General features: G+C 43.3%; 16 protein-coding genes. 10 read left to right on the top strand and 6 right to left on the bottom strand.

All coding sequences use genetic code 11. The annotated features are described in order from the left end of the window. Positions 1–99: 99 nt before the first annotated feature. The 3 genes from HMPREF9010_RS19765 to HMPREF9010_RS19775 are packed head-to-tail and all read left to right on the top strand — an operon-like array spanning position 100 to position 4,571. On the top strand, positions 100–2,088 hold the full coding sequence (locus HMPREF9010_RS19765) for an OPT family oligopeptide transporter (protein ID WP_004300419.1): 1,989 nt from the start codon (positions 100–102) through the stop codon (positions 2,086–2,088). A gap of 6 nt (positions 2,089–2,094) precedes the next feature. After that, positions 2,095–3,651, top strand: a complete 1,557-nt coding sequence (locus tag HMPREF9010_RS19770; protein WP_008647304.1) for an N-acetylmuramoyl-L-alanine amidase-like domain-containing protein — start codon at positions 2,095–2,097, stop codon at positions 3,649–3,651. 2 nt (positions 3,652–3,653) lie between these two features. After that, positions 3,654–4,571 carry a PorV/PorQ family protein gene (locus HMPREF9010_RS19775; RefSeq protein WP_008647303.1) on the top strand — a complete coding sequence of 306 codons (918 nt, stop codon included), beginning with the start codon at positions 3,654–3,656 and terminating at the stop codon, positions 4,569–4,571. On the opposite strand, the gene lipB is transcribed toward HMPREF9010_RS19775, so the two are convergent. Further along, the gene (gene lipB, locus HMPREF9010_RS19780) at positions 4,528–5,211 is read right to left on the bottom strand and encodes a lipoyl(octanoyl) transferase LipB (RefSeq protein WP_032852460.1); all 684 of its coding nucleotides are present in this window, start codon (positions 5,209–5,211) and stop codon (positions 4,528–4,530) included. The two genes, HMPREF9010_RS19775 and lipB, sit on opposite strands and share 44 nt — an antisense overlap. 66 nt (positions 5,212–5,277) lie before the next feature. On the opposite strand from lipB, the gene HMPREF9010_RS19785 reads away from it, so the two are divergent. Further along, positions 5,278–6,117 carry a helix-turn-helix domain-containing protein gene (locus HMPREF9010_RS19785; RefSeq protein ID WP_008647301.1) on the top strand — a complete coding sequence of 280 codons (840 nt, stop codon included), beginning with the start codon at positions 5,278–5,280 and terminating at the stop codon, positions 6,115–6,117. 179 nt (positions 6,118–6,296) lie between these two features. Here the strand turns inward: HMPREF9010_RS19785 and HMPREF9010_RS19790 are convergent, their stop codons facing one another. The 4 genes from HMPREF9010_RS19790 to HMPREF9010_RS19805 form a co-directional block, all read right to left on the bottom strand. Continuing rightward, entirely contained in the window at positions 6,297–8,507 is a 2,211-nt protein-coding gene (locus HMPREF9010_RS19790) for a heavy metal translocating P-type ATPase (protein ID WP_008647298.1), read from the bottom strand. A 99-nt stretch (positions 8,508–8,606) separates the two neighbouring features. Next, complete coding sequence (locus HMPREF9010_RS19795; RefSeq protein ID WP_008647296.1) at positions 8,607–8,930, bottom strand: heavy-metal-associated domain-containing protein; 324 nt, start codon at positions 8,928–8,930, stop codon at positions 8,607–8,609. Between the two features lie 73 nt (positions 8,931–9,003). Continuing rightward, positions 9,004–11,226, bottom strand: a complete 2,223-nt coding sequence (locus tag HMPREF9010_RS19800; RefSeq protein WP_008647295.1) for a TonB-dependent receptor — start codon at positions 11,224–11,226, stop codon at positions 9,004–9,006. 124 nt (positions 11,227–11,350) lie between these two features. After that, positions 11,351–11,749, bottom strand: coding sequence for a hypothetical protein (locus HMPREF9010_RS19805; protein WP_004306293.1), 399 nt, complete (start codon positions 11,747–11,749; stop codon positions 11,351–11,353). 196 nt (positions 11,750–11,945) lie between these two features. Here HMPREF9010_RS19805 and HMPREF9010_RS19810 point away from each other — a divergent pair, with 196 nt between their 5' ends. From HMPREF9010_RS19810 to gcvP, 6 genes are all read left to right on the top strand, one after another. Further along, entirely contained in the window at positions 11,946–13,031 is a 1,086-nt protein-coding gene (locus HMPREF9010_RS19810; protein ID WP_004306295.1) for a metallophosphoesterase, read from the top strand. Between the two features lie 72 nt (positions 13,032–13,103). Beyond that, entirely contained in the window at positions 13,104–13,337 is a 234-nt protein-coding gene (locus HMPREF9010_RS19815) for a YecH family metal-binding protein (RefSeq protein ID WP_004306297.1), read from the top strand. A 144-nt stretch (positions 13,338–13,481) separates the two neighbouring features. Further along, positions 13,482–14,333 (top strand): RsiV family protein, encoded by an 852-nt coding sequence (locus tag HMPREF9010_RS19820; protein ID WP_004326964.1) that lies wholly within the window; start codon positions 13,482–13,484, stop codon positions 14,331–14,333. Positions 14,334–14,446: 113 nt separating this feature from the next. Further along, on the top strand, positions 14,447–15,067 hold the full coding sequence (gene rsmG, locus HMPREF9010_RS19825; RefSeq protein ID WP_004300406.1) for a 16S rRNA (guanine(527)-N(7))-methyltransferase RsmG: 621 nt from the start codon (positions 14,447–14,449) through the stop codon (positions 15,065–15,067). Positions 15,068–15,110: 43 nt separating this feature from the next. Then, the gene (locus tag HMPREF9010_RS19830; protein WP_004311627.1) at positions 15,111–15,749 is read left to right on the top strand and encodes an MBL fold metallo-hydrolase; all 639 of its coding nucleotides are present in this window, start codon (positions 15,111–15,113) and stop codon (positions 15,747–15,749) included. Between the two features lie 112 nt (positions 15,750–15,861). Then, positions 15,862–18,711 carry an aminomethyl-transferring glycine dehydrogenase gene (gcvP, locus tag HMPREF9010_RS19835; protein ID WP_008647286.1) on the top strand — a complete coding sequence of 950 codons (2,850 nt, stop codon included), beginning with the start codon at positions 15,862–15,864 and terminating at the stop codon, positions 18,709–18,711. A 186-nt stretch (positions 18,712–18,897) separates the two neighbouring features. Here gcvP and HMPREF9010_RS19840 read toward each other — a convergent pair whose 3' ends face one another. Further along, complete coding sequence (locus HMPREF9010_RS19840) at positions 18,898–19,467, bottom strand: nitroreductase family protein (protein WP_004300403.1); 570 nt, start codon at positions 19,465–19,467, stop codon at positions 18,898–18,900. Positions 19,468–19,485 lie beyond the last annotated feature (18 nt).

Below are 19,485 nucleotides of genomic sequence, written 5' to 3'. Positions count from 1 at the left end.
AATAGACTATTACATAAAGGAGAATCTTTCGGTTCTCCTTTTTTTTGTTTACTTTGAGGACGGAAATGTAAATTAACACATTAGCAAATTATAAAAACTATGAAACAAGAAGAAGACAAATTCACCGGGTTACCCGAGAATGCGTTCAGAGAGTTGAAACCCGGGGAAGTGTACAACCCGTTGATGGGTCCCTCTAAAAATTATCCGGAAGTTAATATCTGGTCAGTAGCATGGGGTATTGCCATGGCAATCCTTTTTTCGGCCGCCGCTGCCTATCTGGGATTGAAGGTCGGACAGGTATTTGAAGCAGCTATTCCAATTGCGATCATTGCCGTAGGAGTTTCCGGAGCTGCCAAAAGAAAAAATGCGTTGGGTGAAAATGTGATTATCCAGTCTATCGGAGCTTGTTCCGGAGTAATCGTTGCCGGAGCAATCTTCACCCTCCCCGCTCTTTATATTCTCCAAGCTAAATATCCCGAGATGACGGTTACCTTCATGCAGGTATTCATCAGCTCTTTATTGGGTGGCGTATTGGGTATTCTATTCCTGATCCCTTTCCGTAAATACTTCGTCAGCGACATGCATGGAAAATATCCTTTCCCGGAAGCAACAGCCACTACACAGGTGTTGATCTCCGGCGAAAAAGGCGGCAGTCAGGCCAAACCGTTATTGATGGCAGGTATGATCGGCGGATTATATGACTTCATCGTAGCGACATTCGGATGGTGGAACGAGAACTTTACCACCCGTGTTTGCAGTGCCGGAGAAATGCTGGCAGAAAAGGCAAAATTGGTATTCAAGGTAAACACCGGTGCCGCCGTGCTTGGTTTGGGATATATCGTCGGACTGAAATATGCTTCCATCATTTGTGCCGGTTCATTGGCTGTGTGGTGGATTATCATTCCGGGAATGTCTGCTATCTGGGGTGACAGTGTACTGAATGCATGGAATCCGGAAATCACCTCTACCGTAGGTATGATGAGTCCGGAAGAAATATTCAAATATTATGCCAAGAGCATCGGTATCGGCGGTATCGCTATGGCGGGTGTGATCGGTATTATCCGTTCCTGGAGCATCATCAAGAGCGCTGTCGGACTGGCAGCCAAAGAGATGGGCGGTAAAGGGAATGTAGAGAAGAGCATTATCCGTACCCAACGGGATCTTTCCATGAAGATTATCGCCATCGGTTCCATCATCACACTGATCTTAATCGTATTATTCTTCTACCTTGATGTCATGCAAGGGAATCTGTTGCATACATTGGTAGCCATTGTTCTGGTTGCCGGCATCTCTTTCCTGTTCACCACAGTAGCAGCTAATGCCATTGCGATTGTTGGTACTAATCCGGTTTCGGGAATGACATTGATGACACTGATTTTGGCTTCCGTAGTGATGGTAGCTGTCGGACTGAAAGGTCCTTCGGGCATGGTTGCCGCATTGGTAATGGGTGGTGTAGTATGTACCGCACTGTCAATGGCAGGAGGTTTTATCACCGACTTGAAGATTGGTTACTGGCTCGGAAGCACGCCTGCCAAACAGGAAACATGGAAATTCTTGGGAACAATCGTATCGGCTGCAACAGTAGGCGGTGTAATGATTATCCTGAATAAGACATACGGATTTACAAGTGGCGCACTGGCTGCTCCACAAGCAAATGCGATGGCGGCCGTTATCGAACCGCTGATGAGCGGTGTAGGTGCACCCTGGTTGTTATATGGTATTGGGGCTGTCTTAGCTATTATTCTGACTCTTTGTAAAATTCCTGCATTAGCTTTCGCATTGGGTATGTTTATTCCGTTGGAACTGAATGTGCCGTTGGTAGTGGGTGGAGCAGTGAATTGGTTTGTTACAACACGTAGCAAAGATGCATCTCTGAATACGGAAAGAGGTGAAAAAGGAACTTTACTGGCATCAGGTTTCATTGCCGGAGGTGCATTGATGGGAGTAATCAGTGCCGCGATGCGCTTTGGTGGAATCAATCTGGTTAATGAGGCATGGTTGAACAATACTTGGTCAGAAGTGTTGGCATTAGGAGCGTATGCCTTACTGATTCTTTATTTTATAAAGGCTTCAATGAAAGTTAAATAAATCATTATGAGGAGACTATTATCCATTATAGTATCACTTGTAACTGCCATATCATTTGCGCAGCAGCCCGTCGAGCTACCTTTGTGGCCCGACGGTGCTCCCAACTCCAGTGGACTAACCGGAGAAGAGCAGGAAACGCGCCCTCATTTTGTCACGAATGTCACGCATCCCACCCTGACGGTCTACCATCCGGAAAAGCCGAATGGAATGGCTATTATCATGTGTCCCGGAGGCGGTTATCGTGGACTGGGTATGGATGGAGAGGGGTATGATATGGCCCCCTGGTTCTGCGGACAAGGTATTACCTATATGGTATTAAAATACCGGATGCCGAACGGACATTGGGAAGTCCCCGTATCAGACGCCGAACAAGCCATTCGCATGGTACGCCAACATGCCAAAGAATGGAATGTCGATCCTTACAAGGTAGGATTAATGGGAGCCTCTGCGGGAGGGCATTTAACTGCTACACTCGCCACTCACTACAATTCGGAAACACGTCCGGACTTTCAGATATTACTTTATCCGGTAGTTACGATGATGCAAGTCACCCGGGGAAATACCAGAGCTGCATTGCTTGGCAAAAATCCCACAATGGAACAAATACAGAAGTTCTCTGCCGAATTGCAAGTAACGCCCGATACTCCACAAGCATTTATCGCTCTTACCTCCGACGACCCTTCCGTAGCACCTTATCACGGAGTGAACTATTACCTTGCTTTACAGAAAAACAAGGTTCCGGCAACTCTCCATGTTTATCCTACCGGAGGACATGGCTGGGGATTTCAAGATCATTTTAAATATAAGCAACAATGGACACAGGAGTTGGAGAAATGGTTGCGCGACGGCGTTGTATTCCCGGAAAATCCCGAACCCATGTTACGAATCGGGAAATCTTACCTGGGAACTAAATACGTGGTTAACACATTAGATCAAGACGGAGAAGAATCATTAGTGATCCGGACCGATGCCGTAGATTGCCTCACTTTCGTAGAATACACGTTGGCACAGGCACTCGGTTCTTCCTTTGCCGACAATCTGCAAAAAATACGTTATCGGGACGGCATCATCAACGGATATCCTTCCCGGTTGCATTATACTTCCGAATGGATAGAGAACGGAATCCGCCACGGATTCCTCACCGACATTACTGCCAAAAACAGTGCACATACCCAGAAAATCTCTCTTTCGTATATGTCTACCCATCCCAAGCAATATAAAAAATTGGCTGATTCGCCGGAAAATGTACGACAAATGGCCGAATATGAAAAAGCAATCTCCGGAAAAGTCGTACATTGGTTGCCGAAAAGCGAACTGCCGGAAGCCGGATTGCCCTGGATCATGAATGGAGACATTATTGCTATTACAACGAAGATGCCCGGACTGGACATTGCTCATGTGGGAATAGCAGAATATAAAGAGGGAAAACTGCACCTGCTGCACGCTTCTTCTACATTGGGAAAAGTAGTTGTCAGCGACGAACCTCTCAATCACATGCTAAACAACAATAAATCGTGGACAGGCATACGTGTTGTCCGGATGTCTCACTCTAAAAATAACTGATTATGAAACGAGTAAAACATTTCCTTCTCGCCTCGTGCTTATTCCCCACTTTGCTGGGAGCACAAGAAATGGCAAGCGCCTATTTTCTGGAACTTACTCCGGACGCCCAATCGGCAGGTATGGCAGGTACAGGATTAGCTACCACCGATAACGGTAGTACAGCTATTTTTCATAATGCTTCTACCATCGCTTTCTCACAAGAAGTGATGGGTGCGAGTTATTCATACGCTAAGATCAACCAAGATTATGCGCTACATAGCGCCTCTCTTTTCTACCGGATCGGAAGGGAAGGCATACATGGATTTGCTGTAGGTTTCCGGCATTTCAAAGATCCCAAGGTGCTCGATTACCGCCCTCACGCATGGGACTTAGAAGCTGCTTATTTCAGAAATGTAGCCAAAAATCTGTCTCTTTCATTAACGTTCAGATACCTGCAAGCCAAAGCCGCGGAAAGCGCAGACAGCAAGAATAGCGTTTGTCTGGACTTCGGCGCGACCTACTATCGCAATATGGCTCTATTGGACGAAATGGCTTCCTGGAGCATTGGTTTCCAAGCTGCCAACATAGGCAAAAAGCTGGACGGACAAAAGTTACCCGCCAGATTAGGATTGGGAGGTACAATCGACCTGCCATTCAGCATAGAAAACCGTTTGCAGGTGGCTCTCGACTTCAACTATCTGCTCCCCTCTGAAATCCGTCATCTCCAGGCTGGCATAGGAGCCGAATATAATTTCCTGAAATATGGTGTTGTCCGTGCGGGATATCATTTCGGAGACAAAGACAAAGGAGTAGGCAACTACGGCACTCTAGGCTGCGGAATAAACTTCTGGCCGATACGTGCAGACTTCTCTTATGCCTTGGCTGATAAAGATTGCTTTATGCGCCGCACCTGGCAACTGGGAGTTGGAATAGTTTTCTAAGCTCCTCTTCGAGGCGTTGCTTCACTTCGTCCATCGGCACATCATGCTTTAATTCCTGACGAAGAGAAGTGACGCCTTTATCCATAAATCCGCAAGGGTGGATATAACTGAAATAACGTAAATCGGTATTCACATTCAGAGCCAGTCCATGCATCGTGACATAATGACTGCTTCTCACTCCGATAGCACAAATCTTACGCGCACGAAGCGTATCACCTTCCAACCAGACTCCTGTCGCTTTCTCCAAACGTCCGGCTTCAATGCCATAAGAAGCACATACCCGAATCACCGCTTCTTCCAGCAAATGAACGTACTCTTTCAATCCTAACTGAAATTCTTCCAGGTTTAATATCGGATAGCACACCAGTTGTCCCGGACCATGATAAGTAATGTCCCCTCCCCGATCAATATGATAAAGGGTGGCATCAATTGCTTTCAGTTGTTCATCACTCAACAACATATTATTTTCTTTCCCGCTACGTCCTAATGTATAAACATGGGGATGTTCGCACATCACAATACGGTTTTCATAACTCTCGCCCTGAACTTTTGCCCGGACAATGTTATCAAACCATTCTGTTTGCCGTTGCCATGCTTCGGCGTATGGTATCAAATTCCAATCAATAAAAACTGTTTTCATAAAAACAAAGGTAAGAAATAAAAAGAAAATGCGTACATTTGTTGGCCTAATATAACACACACAACTATGAAAATGGACTTTCCACAGGTAGACTTGCCTACCGAAGTATTAGCATGGACGAATGTAACAGAAGACATTCTCAATATTTACAAGCAATCTTGTCGGTTGCAAGCATGTATTGTTGCCATCTGTACCGAAGGTTCGATGAAAGCCTCCATCAATCTGCTTGATTACGAAATTCACCCCAATGACTTAATAACATTATTACCGGGAACAATCATTAAGTTTCGGGAGAGAACAGAAAAAGTATGCCTTTGCTTTGCCGGCTTCTCTGCTCATTGTGCCGGACGGATCAATCTCATGAAGAATATTGGTAACGCATATCCAAAACTGATAGAACAGCCGGTAGTTCCTCTTAATGAAGAAGTAGCCAGTTATCTGAAAGACTATTTTGCTCTATTATCACGGGCCAGTTGCAATGAGAACTTCGAAATGGATTCTGAATTGGTCGAATTGTCTCTTCAGACCATCCTGACAAGCATACGACTGATATATCATAAATTTCCGGGCGAAAACAGCAGTTCGAACCGCAAAAAGGAAATCTGCCGGGAACTGATTCAAGCCATCACCGAGAATTATAAAAATGAACGTCGTGCACAGTTTTACGCAGATAAATTAGGTATATCTCTTCAACATCTAAGCACGACTGTGAGACAAGTGACAGGTAAAAGTGTTTTAGATACCATTGCTTATATCGTTATCATGGATGCTAAAGCCAAACTGAAAGGGACCAATATGACTATCCAAGAGATAGCATATTCTCTAAACTTCCCCAGCGCCTCTTTCTTTGGCAAGTATTTCAGACGATATGTAGGAATGACACCATTGGACTTTAGAAACAGATAATTTTCACGAAGAACGATAGAAAATATAAATGGTGAGTTGCAAAACAATGAACGGTGAATAAATTGCGCATTATCCGCAAAGTATTCACCGTCTATTATTTACAGTTCGCTGTTCATAAATGACAGCTTACCATTCATCGTTTACAGCTTACAGGTTCCTGTCTTTTTATAGTTCATTTCTCATTTTCTTCCCAAGCTCAACGAATTGAGCACTACGCTCACACTGGAGAACGCCATTGCGGCACTTGCCAGCATCGGATTCAATAACAAACCATTCAGCGGGAACAAGATACCGGCAGCAATAGGAATACCGATCAGGTTGTAAATAAACGCCCAGAAAAGATTCTGATGAATCAGTTTGACCGTCTGCTTTGACAACTGGAAGGCTTTAGGAAGCAGCAACAAGTCCGATGTCATCAAAGTCACCATAGCCACGTCCATAGCAATATCAGTTCCTTTTCCCATAGCAATGCTGACGTCAGCCAATGCCAGTGCCTGCGAATCATTGATACCATCGCCCACCATCGCAACCTTCTTTCCCTGCATTTGAAGCTCACGTACAAATTCGGCCTTATCGTCCGGTAGAGCGTCGGCAACAAAACGTTCGATTCCTAAACGGGAAGAAACGGCTAGTGCAGTCCGTTGCCCGTCACCCGTCAGCATACAGATGTCAATCCCTTGACGTTTCAGTTCCTTCACTGCTTCAGCAGAAGTAGCCTTTATCGGGTCGGAAACAGCAATGATAGCCAACAACTCGTTTTCACGTCCAAAGTAAATGATGCCGTTACCGTCCGATTCATAGTGAACCAGCATTTCAGCCATCACATCGTTTACTGTCGCACTGAAATCTTTCAGGAGTTTATGACTGCCTACCCAATAAGTATGTCCCTCATACGAGGCTTTGATTCCTTTTCCCGTAATGCTTTCAAAGCTATCCAACACGGCAGGTTTTATTTTTTCTTCGTCCTGAAGCGCAGAAACAATAGCGCCGGCAAGCGGATGCTCCGATTTCATTTCCGCAGCTAAAAGTACATCTTTGAAATGTGGTTCCTGCGACTGCGCCCATAACCATCCGGTAGCTGTAGGATGTCCTTCAGTCAGTGTTCCCGTTTTATCCAGAACAACGACATCTACTTTGCGCATTTGTTCCAAAGCCACTGCATCTTTAATCAGGATATGCTGGCTGGCAGCTTTACCTATACCCACCATCAACGCAGTAGGTGTAGCAAGCCCCAAAGCACATGGACAAGCAATGACAAGAACAGAAACAGCCGACAAAATACCATAAGAGATATATTCACTACCACCAATGGTAACCCACAATACAAATGTCAGAATGGCAATGCCTAACACGACAGGTACAAAAATCCCCGTAATACGATCGACAATGCGTTGCACGGGAGCTTTGCTGCCCTGTGCTTCCTGCACCATAGCGATAATACGAGCAAGCACGGTTTCACTGCCTACCTGTGCGGCGCAAATGATAAATGAGCCACGCTGGTTAATCGTTCCTGCCAATACTTTATCACCTTTCTTCTTTTCTACCGGAACCGGTTCACCGCTAATCATACTCTCATCGACATACGAGTCGCCTTCGGAAAGCTGACCGTCCACAGGTATTTGTTCTCCCGGGCGTACAACCACCAAATCACCTACCTGGAGTTTCTCAATCAAGATCTCCTCTTCCACTCCATTGCGCAGAACGCGAGCCGCTTTTGGCTGCATTCCCATCAACTTACGAATGGCTGTTGAGGTATTTCCTTTGGCACGTTCTTCCATCAACTTTCCGGTAAGAACGAAAGCGATAATCACCGCAGAAGCCTCATAATAGACATGCGGTTCCAATCCGCGGTCATACCAGAATTCGGGGAAGAAAGTGTTGAACAGACTGAACAGAAAAGCAATGGAAGTACTAAGCGCAACCAAAGTATCCATATTGCTCCGTCCTAATTTAGCCTGTTTCCAGGCTCCGGTGAAGAAACCACCTCCGAAAAAGACCATAACAGGGATAGCAAGTACCATTTGAATCTCATTAGAATATGGCACATGCATCAGTATCATGGAATATACCAATAACGGTACTACCAAAATCCATGCACCAATCACTTTCCACTTCAAACGAGTGTAACGCTTATGCTGTTCCTCTTCCCGGCGTTCTTCTTTGTGGGCTTCTTCCACAATCAGATCATAACCTGCCGCAAGGACAGCCGCACGAATCTCTCCGGGAGTCAAATGCTCTTTCTCATAAGAAACGGTCAATGTATTGGTAGCAAAATTAACGGAAGCCTCAATGACTCCCGGCAATTTTTTCACTGTTTTTTCTACATTATTGGCACATCCTGCACAATGCATATTAAGCACAGGAAATGCCTTTTTTGTTGTGTTACCCATATAATTATAGTTTACGGCCTTCCCCCTCCTCTCAAAAAAGGAGTTGGGGAAGAACCCTTATTTGTTTATAGAAACAAGCTAATACAGGTATTTGTTCAATTACTTCTTATCAGCCTTCTGATCGTCTTTCTTTGTTTCTTTTACAAATTCGGCTTCATAACTGAACTTATTAAACCCTGCCTGCAACTTCTTTACATTCGTTTTTTCAGCGTCATACGTAATGGTTACCATTTTCGTTTTTACTTCGGTCGAAATATCCTTCAACCCTTTCTCAAAACGCATATTGTCCTTTACTTTCTTTTCGCATTTCTCACAGTGCATCTGCGACACTTTAAATACAACAACACGAATATCTTTTGCCAATACAGCTGTTACACTCAAAAGAGCCACTACCCAAGTGGCCATCCATCTTTTTGTTTTCATTTTTCCTATCAGTTTAAAATTAGTATTCTTTATTTTCTATGCGATCGTTTCTTTCATTCGCTATTTCCTGCTTTTACTCACTATTTCTAGCTAAGTTAAAACGTATTCCGATATATCCTTTTGCTCCGTGCACCGGTCCCCAAATCATGGTAGAATCAAAGTTGTTCCCCCAGGGATTTGCCGCATCGATAATCGGATTCTTTTGTTTGAAGTTTGTCAGGTTCTCGCCTCCTACGTAGATAGACCAGCGGCGGAAGTAACGGGTCACCTGCAAGCTCAACTGCTCAAAACTGCCGTAACGACGTTCCCAAGACAACTGTCCGTCTCCCTGTTCATAAGGAGTAGGCATCCTACCGCCACCATTCTGTTGCAGTGTGGCGTCAAACTGCCATATTCCCAGCGGAGTTTGGTAAGAAGCCGTGAGTAGTCCTTTATATTTGCTGGTCAGCGGTTTCTCCATTCGTTCACCTTTGTAGGTCGTTTTCGCATCCGTGAGCCGGTAAGCACCTGTCAGAGTGAATCCTTTGAAGAAAGGATAACTTGCTTCCACTTGGAACACATGCGAATAAGAGCGTCCATCCAAATTGTAAAAAGCTACTTCATGGGGGTTGCTATCCATATCCACTATCACTTGTTTCAGGAAATCCGTATAATAGTATTCTGCATTCACATTCAGCGTTTTGCCGAATATAGGGATATAAGTAGAGACGCTGGCACCGTAGTTCCATGCTTCTTCCATATCCAGGTTCTTTGCTATTTCCACCTTACGACTGCTGGAAAGCAGGTAGTTGTTTTCTGCCAACACATGATTGGTACGGTACCCTTTTCCGGCAGAAAGACGGAAATTCACATAATCATTCGGATTGTACTTCAGATGCGCACGCGGAGTCACGAAGAAACCATGTTCGTTACTGTAATCACCACGCAGACCGGCCATTACCATCCATTTATCATTCAGGTTCAACGTATATTGCACGTAAGCACCGGGAACAGCTTCCTTTTCAAAGGCTTTGAGAGGATTGTCCGTTGTATTTTCCAAACGGTAATGTTGGTCATAAGCGTCATAATTGAAGCTCAACCCTGCGGAGAAACTATTTTGCGGATTAAATTCCGTTTCAAACATCAGCGAAGCATAGACGTTGGTTTGATCCACATTATACAGTTTGCGTCCATACGTAGCATCCTGATTGTGTAAAGTGGTGGAAAGAATCAAAGCCAGGTTCGTATTCTTCTCCTTATTAAAGATATAAGCATTCTTGGTGAAGAATTCATAGCGTTCCGTATCGATCCCTACTTTATACAGGTCACCGGAGTGCATTGTCCCTCCATGATTGGCCTGTCCGCTGGTACGTGTTTCAGAAAGGGCTTTGATACCTGCCTGGAAAACATAATGGTCGCCCATGTATGCCCACCGGTTCCACACATTATACTGTTCCACCTGCGGAATATCCACAAATCCGTCATCGTTGCCATCATGCGCCTTGGTCTCATTTTCGTAATGCGCCAGCAGAGAAGTGCTCCATCGTTTGGAAAGTTTCAATGTAGCGTCCGCATTGGCTTCATACCGGTTAGTAGTGCTTGCAAAAAGATTGGCAGACACCCAATCGGCTTCCGGCAACTGTGGTTTCTTAAATTCTACGTTTATCTGTCCTGTGATGGCTTCATAACCATTCTTCACCGAAGATGTTCCTTTGGAAACCTGTATGCTCTGCATCCACGGACCGGGGACATATCCCAATCCATAAGGAGCGGCGGCTCCCCGATAATTCGGAATATTTTCCGTCAACATCTGCACATAAGTGCCGGACAGCCCCAACAATTTAATTTGTTTGGCTCCTGTTGCCGCATCGGAATAACTCACATCTACTGAAGGGTTCGTCACAAAACTTTCACCCAGGTTACAACAAGCGGCTCTACTCAATTCGGCACTGCTTATCATGTCTTCGTTCATCACGCTACTGCGCAATTTCATTGTTCCCAGTTTACGAGTGACAATATTCACTTCATTCAGTTCCACTCCATCACGAAGCACAATATCCAGTTGTTGATTTTTACTGCTCACATGAATCGTATCGTTCTGAAAACCGATAAAGCTGACAATCAGCATGTGGCTTTTAGAAGGTTTAGTAATAGAAAAACTACCATCCTCTTTGGTTGTCACTCCTTGTCCTGTATTCATCCAGAACACATTGGCACCCGGAATAGCCTCCCCGGTACTATCTTTCACTGTTCCCCGTACTTGCGCATATATATTGCCGGCAAATAACAGGAACAGTCCTATTATCATATATTTCATTCTTTCTAAAGTTACTTTCGAGATACAAAATTAATTCATTTCTCATGCAACTTAGTTGCATTCAGTGCTGCTTTACTTTCATGTTCTATTGAAAGCAAAGGATTAAATAAGAAAGAAATAGTGGCTAAATAATATAAGTGGAATATAGCGCCAGCTTCTGCCTCGAACAGAGAGGTGGCGGAGAGGTCAGACTATCATATTCTACCGATTTATCCGCATAGGTCGGAGTCAACAGATAGCAAAAATGCTCACACAAAAGATCGACTACTAAAGCTGATGTTGTCAGTTCAGTAGTATGTTTCATCAAATCGAGCTTATAGATAATAGCTGTACAACCCTTATCTTTACAACCTTTTTTTGAATCACAAGTATGAGTCTTTTTACACTTCGGACAGCCTGTATCACAACAGCTCTGCACCGTTTCACAACGGACACAGCAATAATGCACAATAGAGACTCCACCTCCTGAATAGATAATCAGGAGAGAAAGGATAAGTGCTGTTATGTAGGCTAGTTTTTTCATTTCAGAGGACAAAGATAAGAATAAAAACAGATTTTCCTATAATTTTTCGTAATTAAGATTCAATCAATCCGATACAGACACATTCTCTTTCCTTTATTTGGCTATTTTAGAGTCATATCAGCACTATTAACTCTTTTTACTCAACAATAAAACCTATCTTTGCCCCAATAAATTCTCTGATTTTTAAGTAAACGCTATGCTTACATATTTACTCATCATTATCACTCTTTATCTGGCAGGTAATGCCTACATATTTATCAGAGCAAAGCAAGCTCTGAAAGTTAAATCTCTCGGAGTAAAAATATTCCTGACCGTTTTATTCTGGATATGTGCTTTATCCTTTTTCGGCACGATGCTAACTCGTAACCTTGAGATGCCTGTCTTTATCTCCCATTCAATGTACACCATTGGAACAAGTTGGTTGATATTTACTCTATACATGGCATTATTCTTGCTTTTGTTTGATATCTTGAAATTATTCAAAGTTGTCTACAAATATAGGTTCTATCTGTCTTTAGTGTTCACGTTGGGATTGCTGGGATGTGGGGTATATAACTATCATCACCCGGAAACCAATGTAGTCAGCATTTTAACCAATAAACGATATGAAGATACTCCCCAAGCAATTAAAATCGTCGCAATCAGCGATGTTCACTTGGGAAATGGTACAGGGAAAGCCGCATTAAAAAAATATGTGGAAATGATAAATGCGCAGCATCCCGACCTGATACTGATTAGTGGTGACTTGATTGATAATAGCGTCGTACCTCTTTATACAGAGAATATGGCGGAAGAATTAGCTAACTTGAAAGCTCCTATGGGTATCTATATGGTTCTCGGCAATCACGAATACATTAGCGGTATCGATGAAAGTATCCGATATATTAAAAGCACTCAAATACAATTATTGCGCGATTCAGTAGTTACACTTCCCAACGGCATACAACTGATAGGACGTGATGACCGTCATAACCGCAAGCGTCATTCCCTGCAAGAGTTAATGGTGAATATCGATAAAAGCAAACCTATCATTTTATTGGATCATCAACCTTTTGATTTGGAAAAAACGGAAGCTGCCGGCATCGACCTGCAATTCAGTGGGCATACACACCACGGACAAATATGGCCTATTAATTGGGTGACCGATTATATCTTCGAGCAAAGCCACGGTTATCGCCAATGGGGAAACAGTCACGTGTATGTATCTTCCGGATTGTCTCTTTGGGGACCACCCTTCAGAATAGGAACGCATAGTGAAATGGTTATTTTCAATTTTCAATGAATATTATGCAGTTTTGTCACATATGTTACAGTTTCCAAGCAATCTCTGCCCTATCTTTGCAGAAAAAAGATTATGGAACAATTACATGCTCATGAAGTCCTCCACATGATGGAAGGAAATAGCTACTCGGAATCATCATTGCGGGAAGCAATCATTAAGAAGTTTGGCTCACAGCAACGTTTTTATGCTTGCTCGGCAGAAAACATGGATGTAGATACCCTTATCGAATTTCTGAAAATGAAAGGGAAATTTATGCCTGCTGAAGATGGATTCACAGTAGATATCACTAAAGTTTGCAAGCATTGATTGGCGGATAATATCCGCCAATCCCATTTTTGGGGATAAATAGCTGCATTTTTTTCTGTTTTTATTAGCCCGATTCACGAATTTCATCTATATTTGTCAATAGTGAATGATAAAACAAATGTTGAATTTACAGAAAAAATGGGTATGAAAAAACAATATGTCAGTCTGCTTGCAATTATACTTTCAGTAAGCGGCTTTTTGTTTTCTTGTCATGACAAGATGAACAAAAACACAGGTGCGTTACAGTTTGATAGCATTCAAGTGAATAAGACAGCTCACCTCTTCAATGATACAGCCAAACCGGCCTGCAATATTATTATTAATTTTGCTTATCCGATAAAATCATCGGATGATATGCTGAAAGACAGTCTGAATACTTATTTCATTTCGGCCTGTTTCGGAGATAAATACATCGGCGAAAAACCGGAAGAAGTTGTAAAGCAATATACCGAGAATTATATCAGCGAATACCGTCGCGATCTCGAGCCTATGTATACCGAAGATGAGAAAGACAAGGAAGACGAATCTTCCATCGGTGCCTGGTATTCTTATTATAAAGGTATAGAAAGCCATGTGCAACTGTATGATAAAGATCTACTTGTATATCGCATCGACTATAACGAATATACCGGAGGTGCACATGGAATTTACATGGCAACTTATTTAAATATGGACCTCACCCTGATGCGTCCGCTCCGCCTCGATGATATTTTTGTCGGAGACTACAAAGACGCATTGACCGACCTGATCTGGAATCAGCTCATGGCAGATAACAAAGTGACCACTCACGAAGCATTGGAAGATATGGGATATGCTTCCACCGGGGACATCGCTCCGACAGAAAATTTCTATCTAAGCAAAGAAGGAATCACCTTCTATTATAATGTATACGATATCACTCCTTATTCTATGGGACCTGTAAAGGTAACAATCCCATTTGCTATGATGGAACATCTATTAGGCAGTAACCCGATTCTGGGAGAGCTAAAAAATTAAAAATCATAAAAAGCTGAACACCAATGAATATCCTGTTGTTATCACTTCCATGTGACAGAATAGGATATTCATCCACATCTATCATTCAAAACTTATAATTCAAAATTCAAACAGTGGAAATCATACTGAAATATTTTCCTGATCTGACGGAAGAGCAGCGCAAACAATTCGCAGCTCTATACGACCTCTACACTGACTGGAATTCAAAAATCAACGTTATCTCCCGCAAGGACATTGAGAATTTATATGAGCATCACGTGCTCCATTCATTAGGCATTGCCAAAGTCATCCAATTCCGCCCCGGAACCAGCATCATGGACTTGGGTACAGGAGGAGGTTTTCCCGGCATTCCTTTAGCAATCCTGTTTCCCGAGGTAAAATTCCACCTCGTAGACAGTATCGGCAAAAAAGTACGTGTAGCAACCGAAGTGGCAAATGCCATCGGACTGAAAAATGTGACTTTCCGCCATGCCCGTGCAGAAGAGGAGAAACGAACGTTCGACTTTGTTGTCAGCCGTGCCGTAATGCCTTTGGCGGATTTGATTAAGATTATTAAAAAGAATATCTCTTCGAAACAACAGAATGCATTGCCCAACGGACTTATCTGTCTCAAAGGCGGTGAACTGGAGCATGAAACAATGCCGTTCAAACATAAAACGGTCATTCATAGCTTGAGCGACAACTTCGAGGAAGAGTTCTTTAAAACAAAAAAAGTGGTATATGTTCCGATTTAAACAAGACTATATGTTCTGATAGATGATAAATCATAGAGAAACCATGAAAATAAAAAGATTTGAATTTAATATGTTTCCCGTAAATTGCTACGTATTATGGGATGACACTAAAGAAGCAGTCGTAATTGATCCGGGCTGTTTCTATGAAGAAGAAAAGCAGGCACTGAAAAAGTTCATTCTTACCAATGAACTGAATGTAAAGCATCTGCTGAATACTCATTTACACCTAGATCATATCTTCGGAAATCCGTTCATGCTGAAAGAATTCGGGTTATCGGCAGAAGCAAACAAAGCAGACGAGTACTGGATTGACGAAGCACCGAAACAAAGCAGAATGTTTGGTTTTCAGTTGCAGGAAGAACCTGTACCACTGGGCAAATACCTGCATGACGGAGATATCATCACTTTCGGACATACCAAACTGGAAGCAATACACGTGCCCGGACATTCACCCGGCAGCTTGGTGTACTATTGCAAAGAAGACAACTGCATGTTCTCCGGTGACGTCCTGTTCCAAGGCAGCATCGGCCGTGCTGATCTCACAGGAGGCAACTTCGATGAACTGATAGAACATATTTGCAGCCGTTTATTTGTTCTTCCCAACGAAACAGTCGTTTATCCGGGACACGGCGCTCCCACGACTATCGGAATGGAAAAAGCTGAAAACCCATTTTTTAGATAATAAAAAAGAAGTATTAAGTATCAGGTATTAGGTATTAACAAGGCTAATCGCCCATTAACCGCAGTAATACTTAATACTTGATACTTAATACTTAATTTAATACTTGATTATTATGAAAACCGATTTGTTAGCTAGCCGTCACATCGGCATCAATGAACAAGATACAGCCATAATGCTCCGCAAAATTGGCGTGAACTCACTGGACGAACTGATTAATCAGACAATTCCCGCCAATATACGGCTGAAAGAGCCGCTTGCATTGACTAGTCCACTGACGGAATACGAATTTGGAAAACACATCGCTGAACTGGCAGCTAAAAACAAACTATATACCACATATATCGGTTTGGGATGGTACAACACGATCACTCCGGCCGTTATCCAGCGGAATGTATTCGAAAACCCAGTATGGTATACTTCTTACACTCCGTACCAGACAGAGGTATCGCAAGGACGTCTGGAAGCATTGATGAATTTCCAGACAGCCGTATGTGATCTTACTGCCATGCCACTCGCCAACTGCTCACTTCTGGACGAAGCAACTGCCGCCGCCGAAGCCGTAAGCATGATGTATGCCTTACGCTCCCGCGCGCAACAGAAAGCCAATGCGAACGTAGTCTTCGTAGACGAGAATATTTTTCCGCAGACATTAGCTGTCATGACTACACGTGCCGTACCTCAAGGCATCGAACTACGTGTAGGTAAATATAAAGATTTTGAACCTTCACCGGAAGTGTTTGCCTGTATTCTGCAATATCCGAACTCACATGGAAACGTAGAGGACTATTCTGAATTTACCGAAAAAGCACATGCCGCAGACTGCAAAGTAGCTGTTGCCGCTGATATTTTAAGTCTCGCCCTGCTAACTCCTCCGGGAGAATGGGGAGCAGATATTGTATTCGGAACCACACAACGCTTGGGTACCCCAATGTTCTATGGCGGTCCATCGGCTGCTTTCTTTGCTACCAAAGACGAATACAAACGGAATATGCCGGGACGAATCATCGGATGGTCTAAAGACAAATATGGCAAACTCTGCTACCGAATGGCTTTACAGACACGTGAACAACATATCAAACGGGAAAAAGCAACTTCAAATATCTGTACCGCACAAGCATTATTAGCTACTATGGCAGGCTTTTACGCCGTTTATCACGGTCAGGAGGGTATCACTACAATTGCATCACGTATACACAGCATTACTGTATTTCTTGAAAAGCAATTAAAGAAATGCGGATATACACAAGTCAACGCTCAATACTTTGACACCTTACGTTTCGAATTGCCCGAACACGTTTCGGCACAGCAAATCCGCACGATAGCACTTACCAAAGAAGTTAATCTGCGCTATTATGAAAATGGCAATGTTGGTTTCAGCATTGACGAAACAACAGATGTGGCAGCTGCCAATGTGTTGCTCTCGATTTTTGCCATTGCCGCCGGAAAAGATTACCAGAAAGTAGACGACATTCCGGAAAGAAGCAACATCGACAAGGATTTAAAACGTACAACTCCTTTCCTGACACATGAAGTATTCAGCAAGTATCACACGGAAACAGAGATGATGCGTTACATCAAACGTCTGGACCGCAAAGATATTTCTCTTGCACAATCCATGATTTCCCTCGGTTCATGTACAATGAAGCTGAATGCAGCCGCAGAAATGTTGCCTTTAAGCCGTCCCGAGTTTATGGGTATGCACCCGCTGGTTCCGGAAGACCAAGCAGAAGGTTATCGTGAATTAATCAAGAACCTAAGTGAAGATTTGAAAGTTATCACCGGGTTTGCAGGGGTCAGCCTACAACCCAATTCGGGTGCTGCAGGAGAATATGCAGGCCTTCGTGTGATTCGCGCCTATCTCGAAAGTATCGGTCAGGGACACCGTAACAAAGTCTTGATTCCAGCTTCGGCTCACGGAACAAATCCTGCGTCTGCTATACAGGCAGGCTTCGTAACTGTTACCTGTGCATGCGACGAGCAGGGGAATGTAGAAATGGCTGACCTACGTGTAAAAGCTGAAGAAAATAAAGATGAATTGGCTGCACTGATGATTACTTATCCTTCTACACATGGTATCTTCGAGACCGAGATAAAAGAGATTTGCGACATCATTCACGCCTGTGGTGCACAAGTATATATGGACGGAGCCAACATGAATGCACAGGTAGGATTAACCAATCCGGGATTCATCGGTGCAGATGTCTGTCACTTGAATCTTCATAAAACATTCGCTTCCCCTCATGGTGGCGGAGGTCCGGGAGTCGGTCCTATCTGCGTAGCCGAACATTTGGTTCCTTTCCTTCCCGGACACGGAATCTTCGGCAATTCACAAAATCAAGTATCGGCAGCTCCATTCGGCAGTGCAGGTATTCTGCCTATCACATACGGATATATCCGCATGATGGGTGCAGAAGGACTGACACAGGCAACTAAAATTGCGATCCTGAACGCTAATTATCTGGCTACTTGTCTGAAAGATACGTATGGAGTTGTTTATCGGGGAGCCAACGGTTTCGTAGGGCACGAAATGGTTCTGGAATGCCGGAAAGTACATGAAGAAGCAGGAATCTCGGAGAATGATATTGCCAAACGCCTGATGGATTACGGTTATCATGCTCCTACCCTCTCCTTCCCCGTCCACGGTACGTTGATGATTGAACCAACAGAAAGTGAAAGTCTGGCAGAACTAGACAATTTCGTAGATGTCATGCTGAATATCTGGAAAGAAATTCAAGAAGTGAAGAATGGCGAAGCGGATAAAGATGATAATGTATTGATTAATGCTCCTCATCCAGAATATGAAATTGTAAGTGATCGTTGGGAGCACTCATATACACGCGAGAAAGCAGCTTATCCTATAGAAAGTGTACGTGATAATAAATTCTGGATAAATGTAGCTCGCGTAGATAACACCTTGGGAGACCGTAAGCTACTACCCACTCGCTATGGTACTTTCGAGTAAAAAGAGGTCTATCCAAAGAGATTTACAGAGCACTGTCTCTTAAAGAATCACCTCACAAAAATAAGGGGATGTATCAAAACTCCCCTTTTATCGAAATCACCCTCGCTACAACTTTCTGTGGCGAGGGTGATTTTTATATGAGAGTTTCGACACAGCCTCTTATTTTATCAGACAAGAAGCTGTATTCTATCTAACGATAGTTATTGTATTAGCCTTTACCTTTTTCTCTTTTATTGGAATCTTCGAATCAGGATAACCCAAAGCTACACAACCGTAGACTTTATGATTGGCAGGAACACCTAAAGCAGTAATAAATTCACGAACCTCCGGATCATCACATGTTGTCCCCAACTGATTGATCCAACAAGAGCCGATACCTAAAGACTGGGCAGCCAGGAACATATTTTCTATGGCACAAGCACAATCCATACCAGCCCACCATTGAGTAGGCTCATTAGATACAATCACTAAAGTCGGAGCATGATAATAGCAACAATAAGTCTTACTATGTCCACGTTCCTGCAAACGAGAATCGTCGCTTTTTGCAAAAGCCCCTTTAATCCGTTCATTCAGTTCTGTCAACTTATCCATATTTTGAATAGCCGTAAAATGCCATGTTTCCAGATGCATTCCACTCGGTGCATAAGTTGCAGCTTCCAAAATAGCCTGCAAATCCTCTTCTAAAACTTGCTGGCCAGTATAAGCCCGTACGCTACGGCGTGCTTTAATGTTCTCTAAAACTTCATTTGTTTTCATGGATAACAAGTATTTTAT

The sequence above is a fragment of the Bacteroides sp. 3_1_23 genome (assembly GCF_000162555.1).
GTDB classification, from domain to species: domain Bacteria; phylum Bacteroidota; class Bacteroidia; order Bacteroidales; family Bacteroidaceae; genus Bacteroides; species Bacteroides ovatus.
The sequence above is the reverse complement of the archived record's forward strand: the minus strand, read 5'-3'. Positions and strand labels throughout refer to the sequence as shown.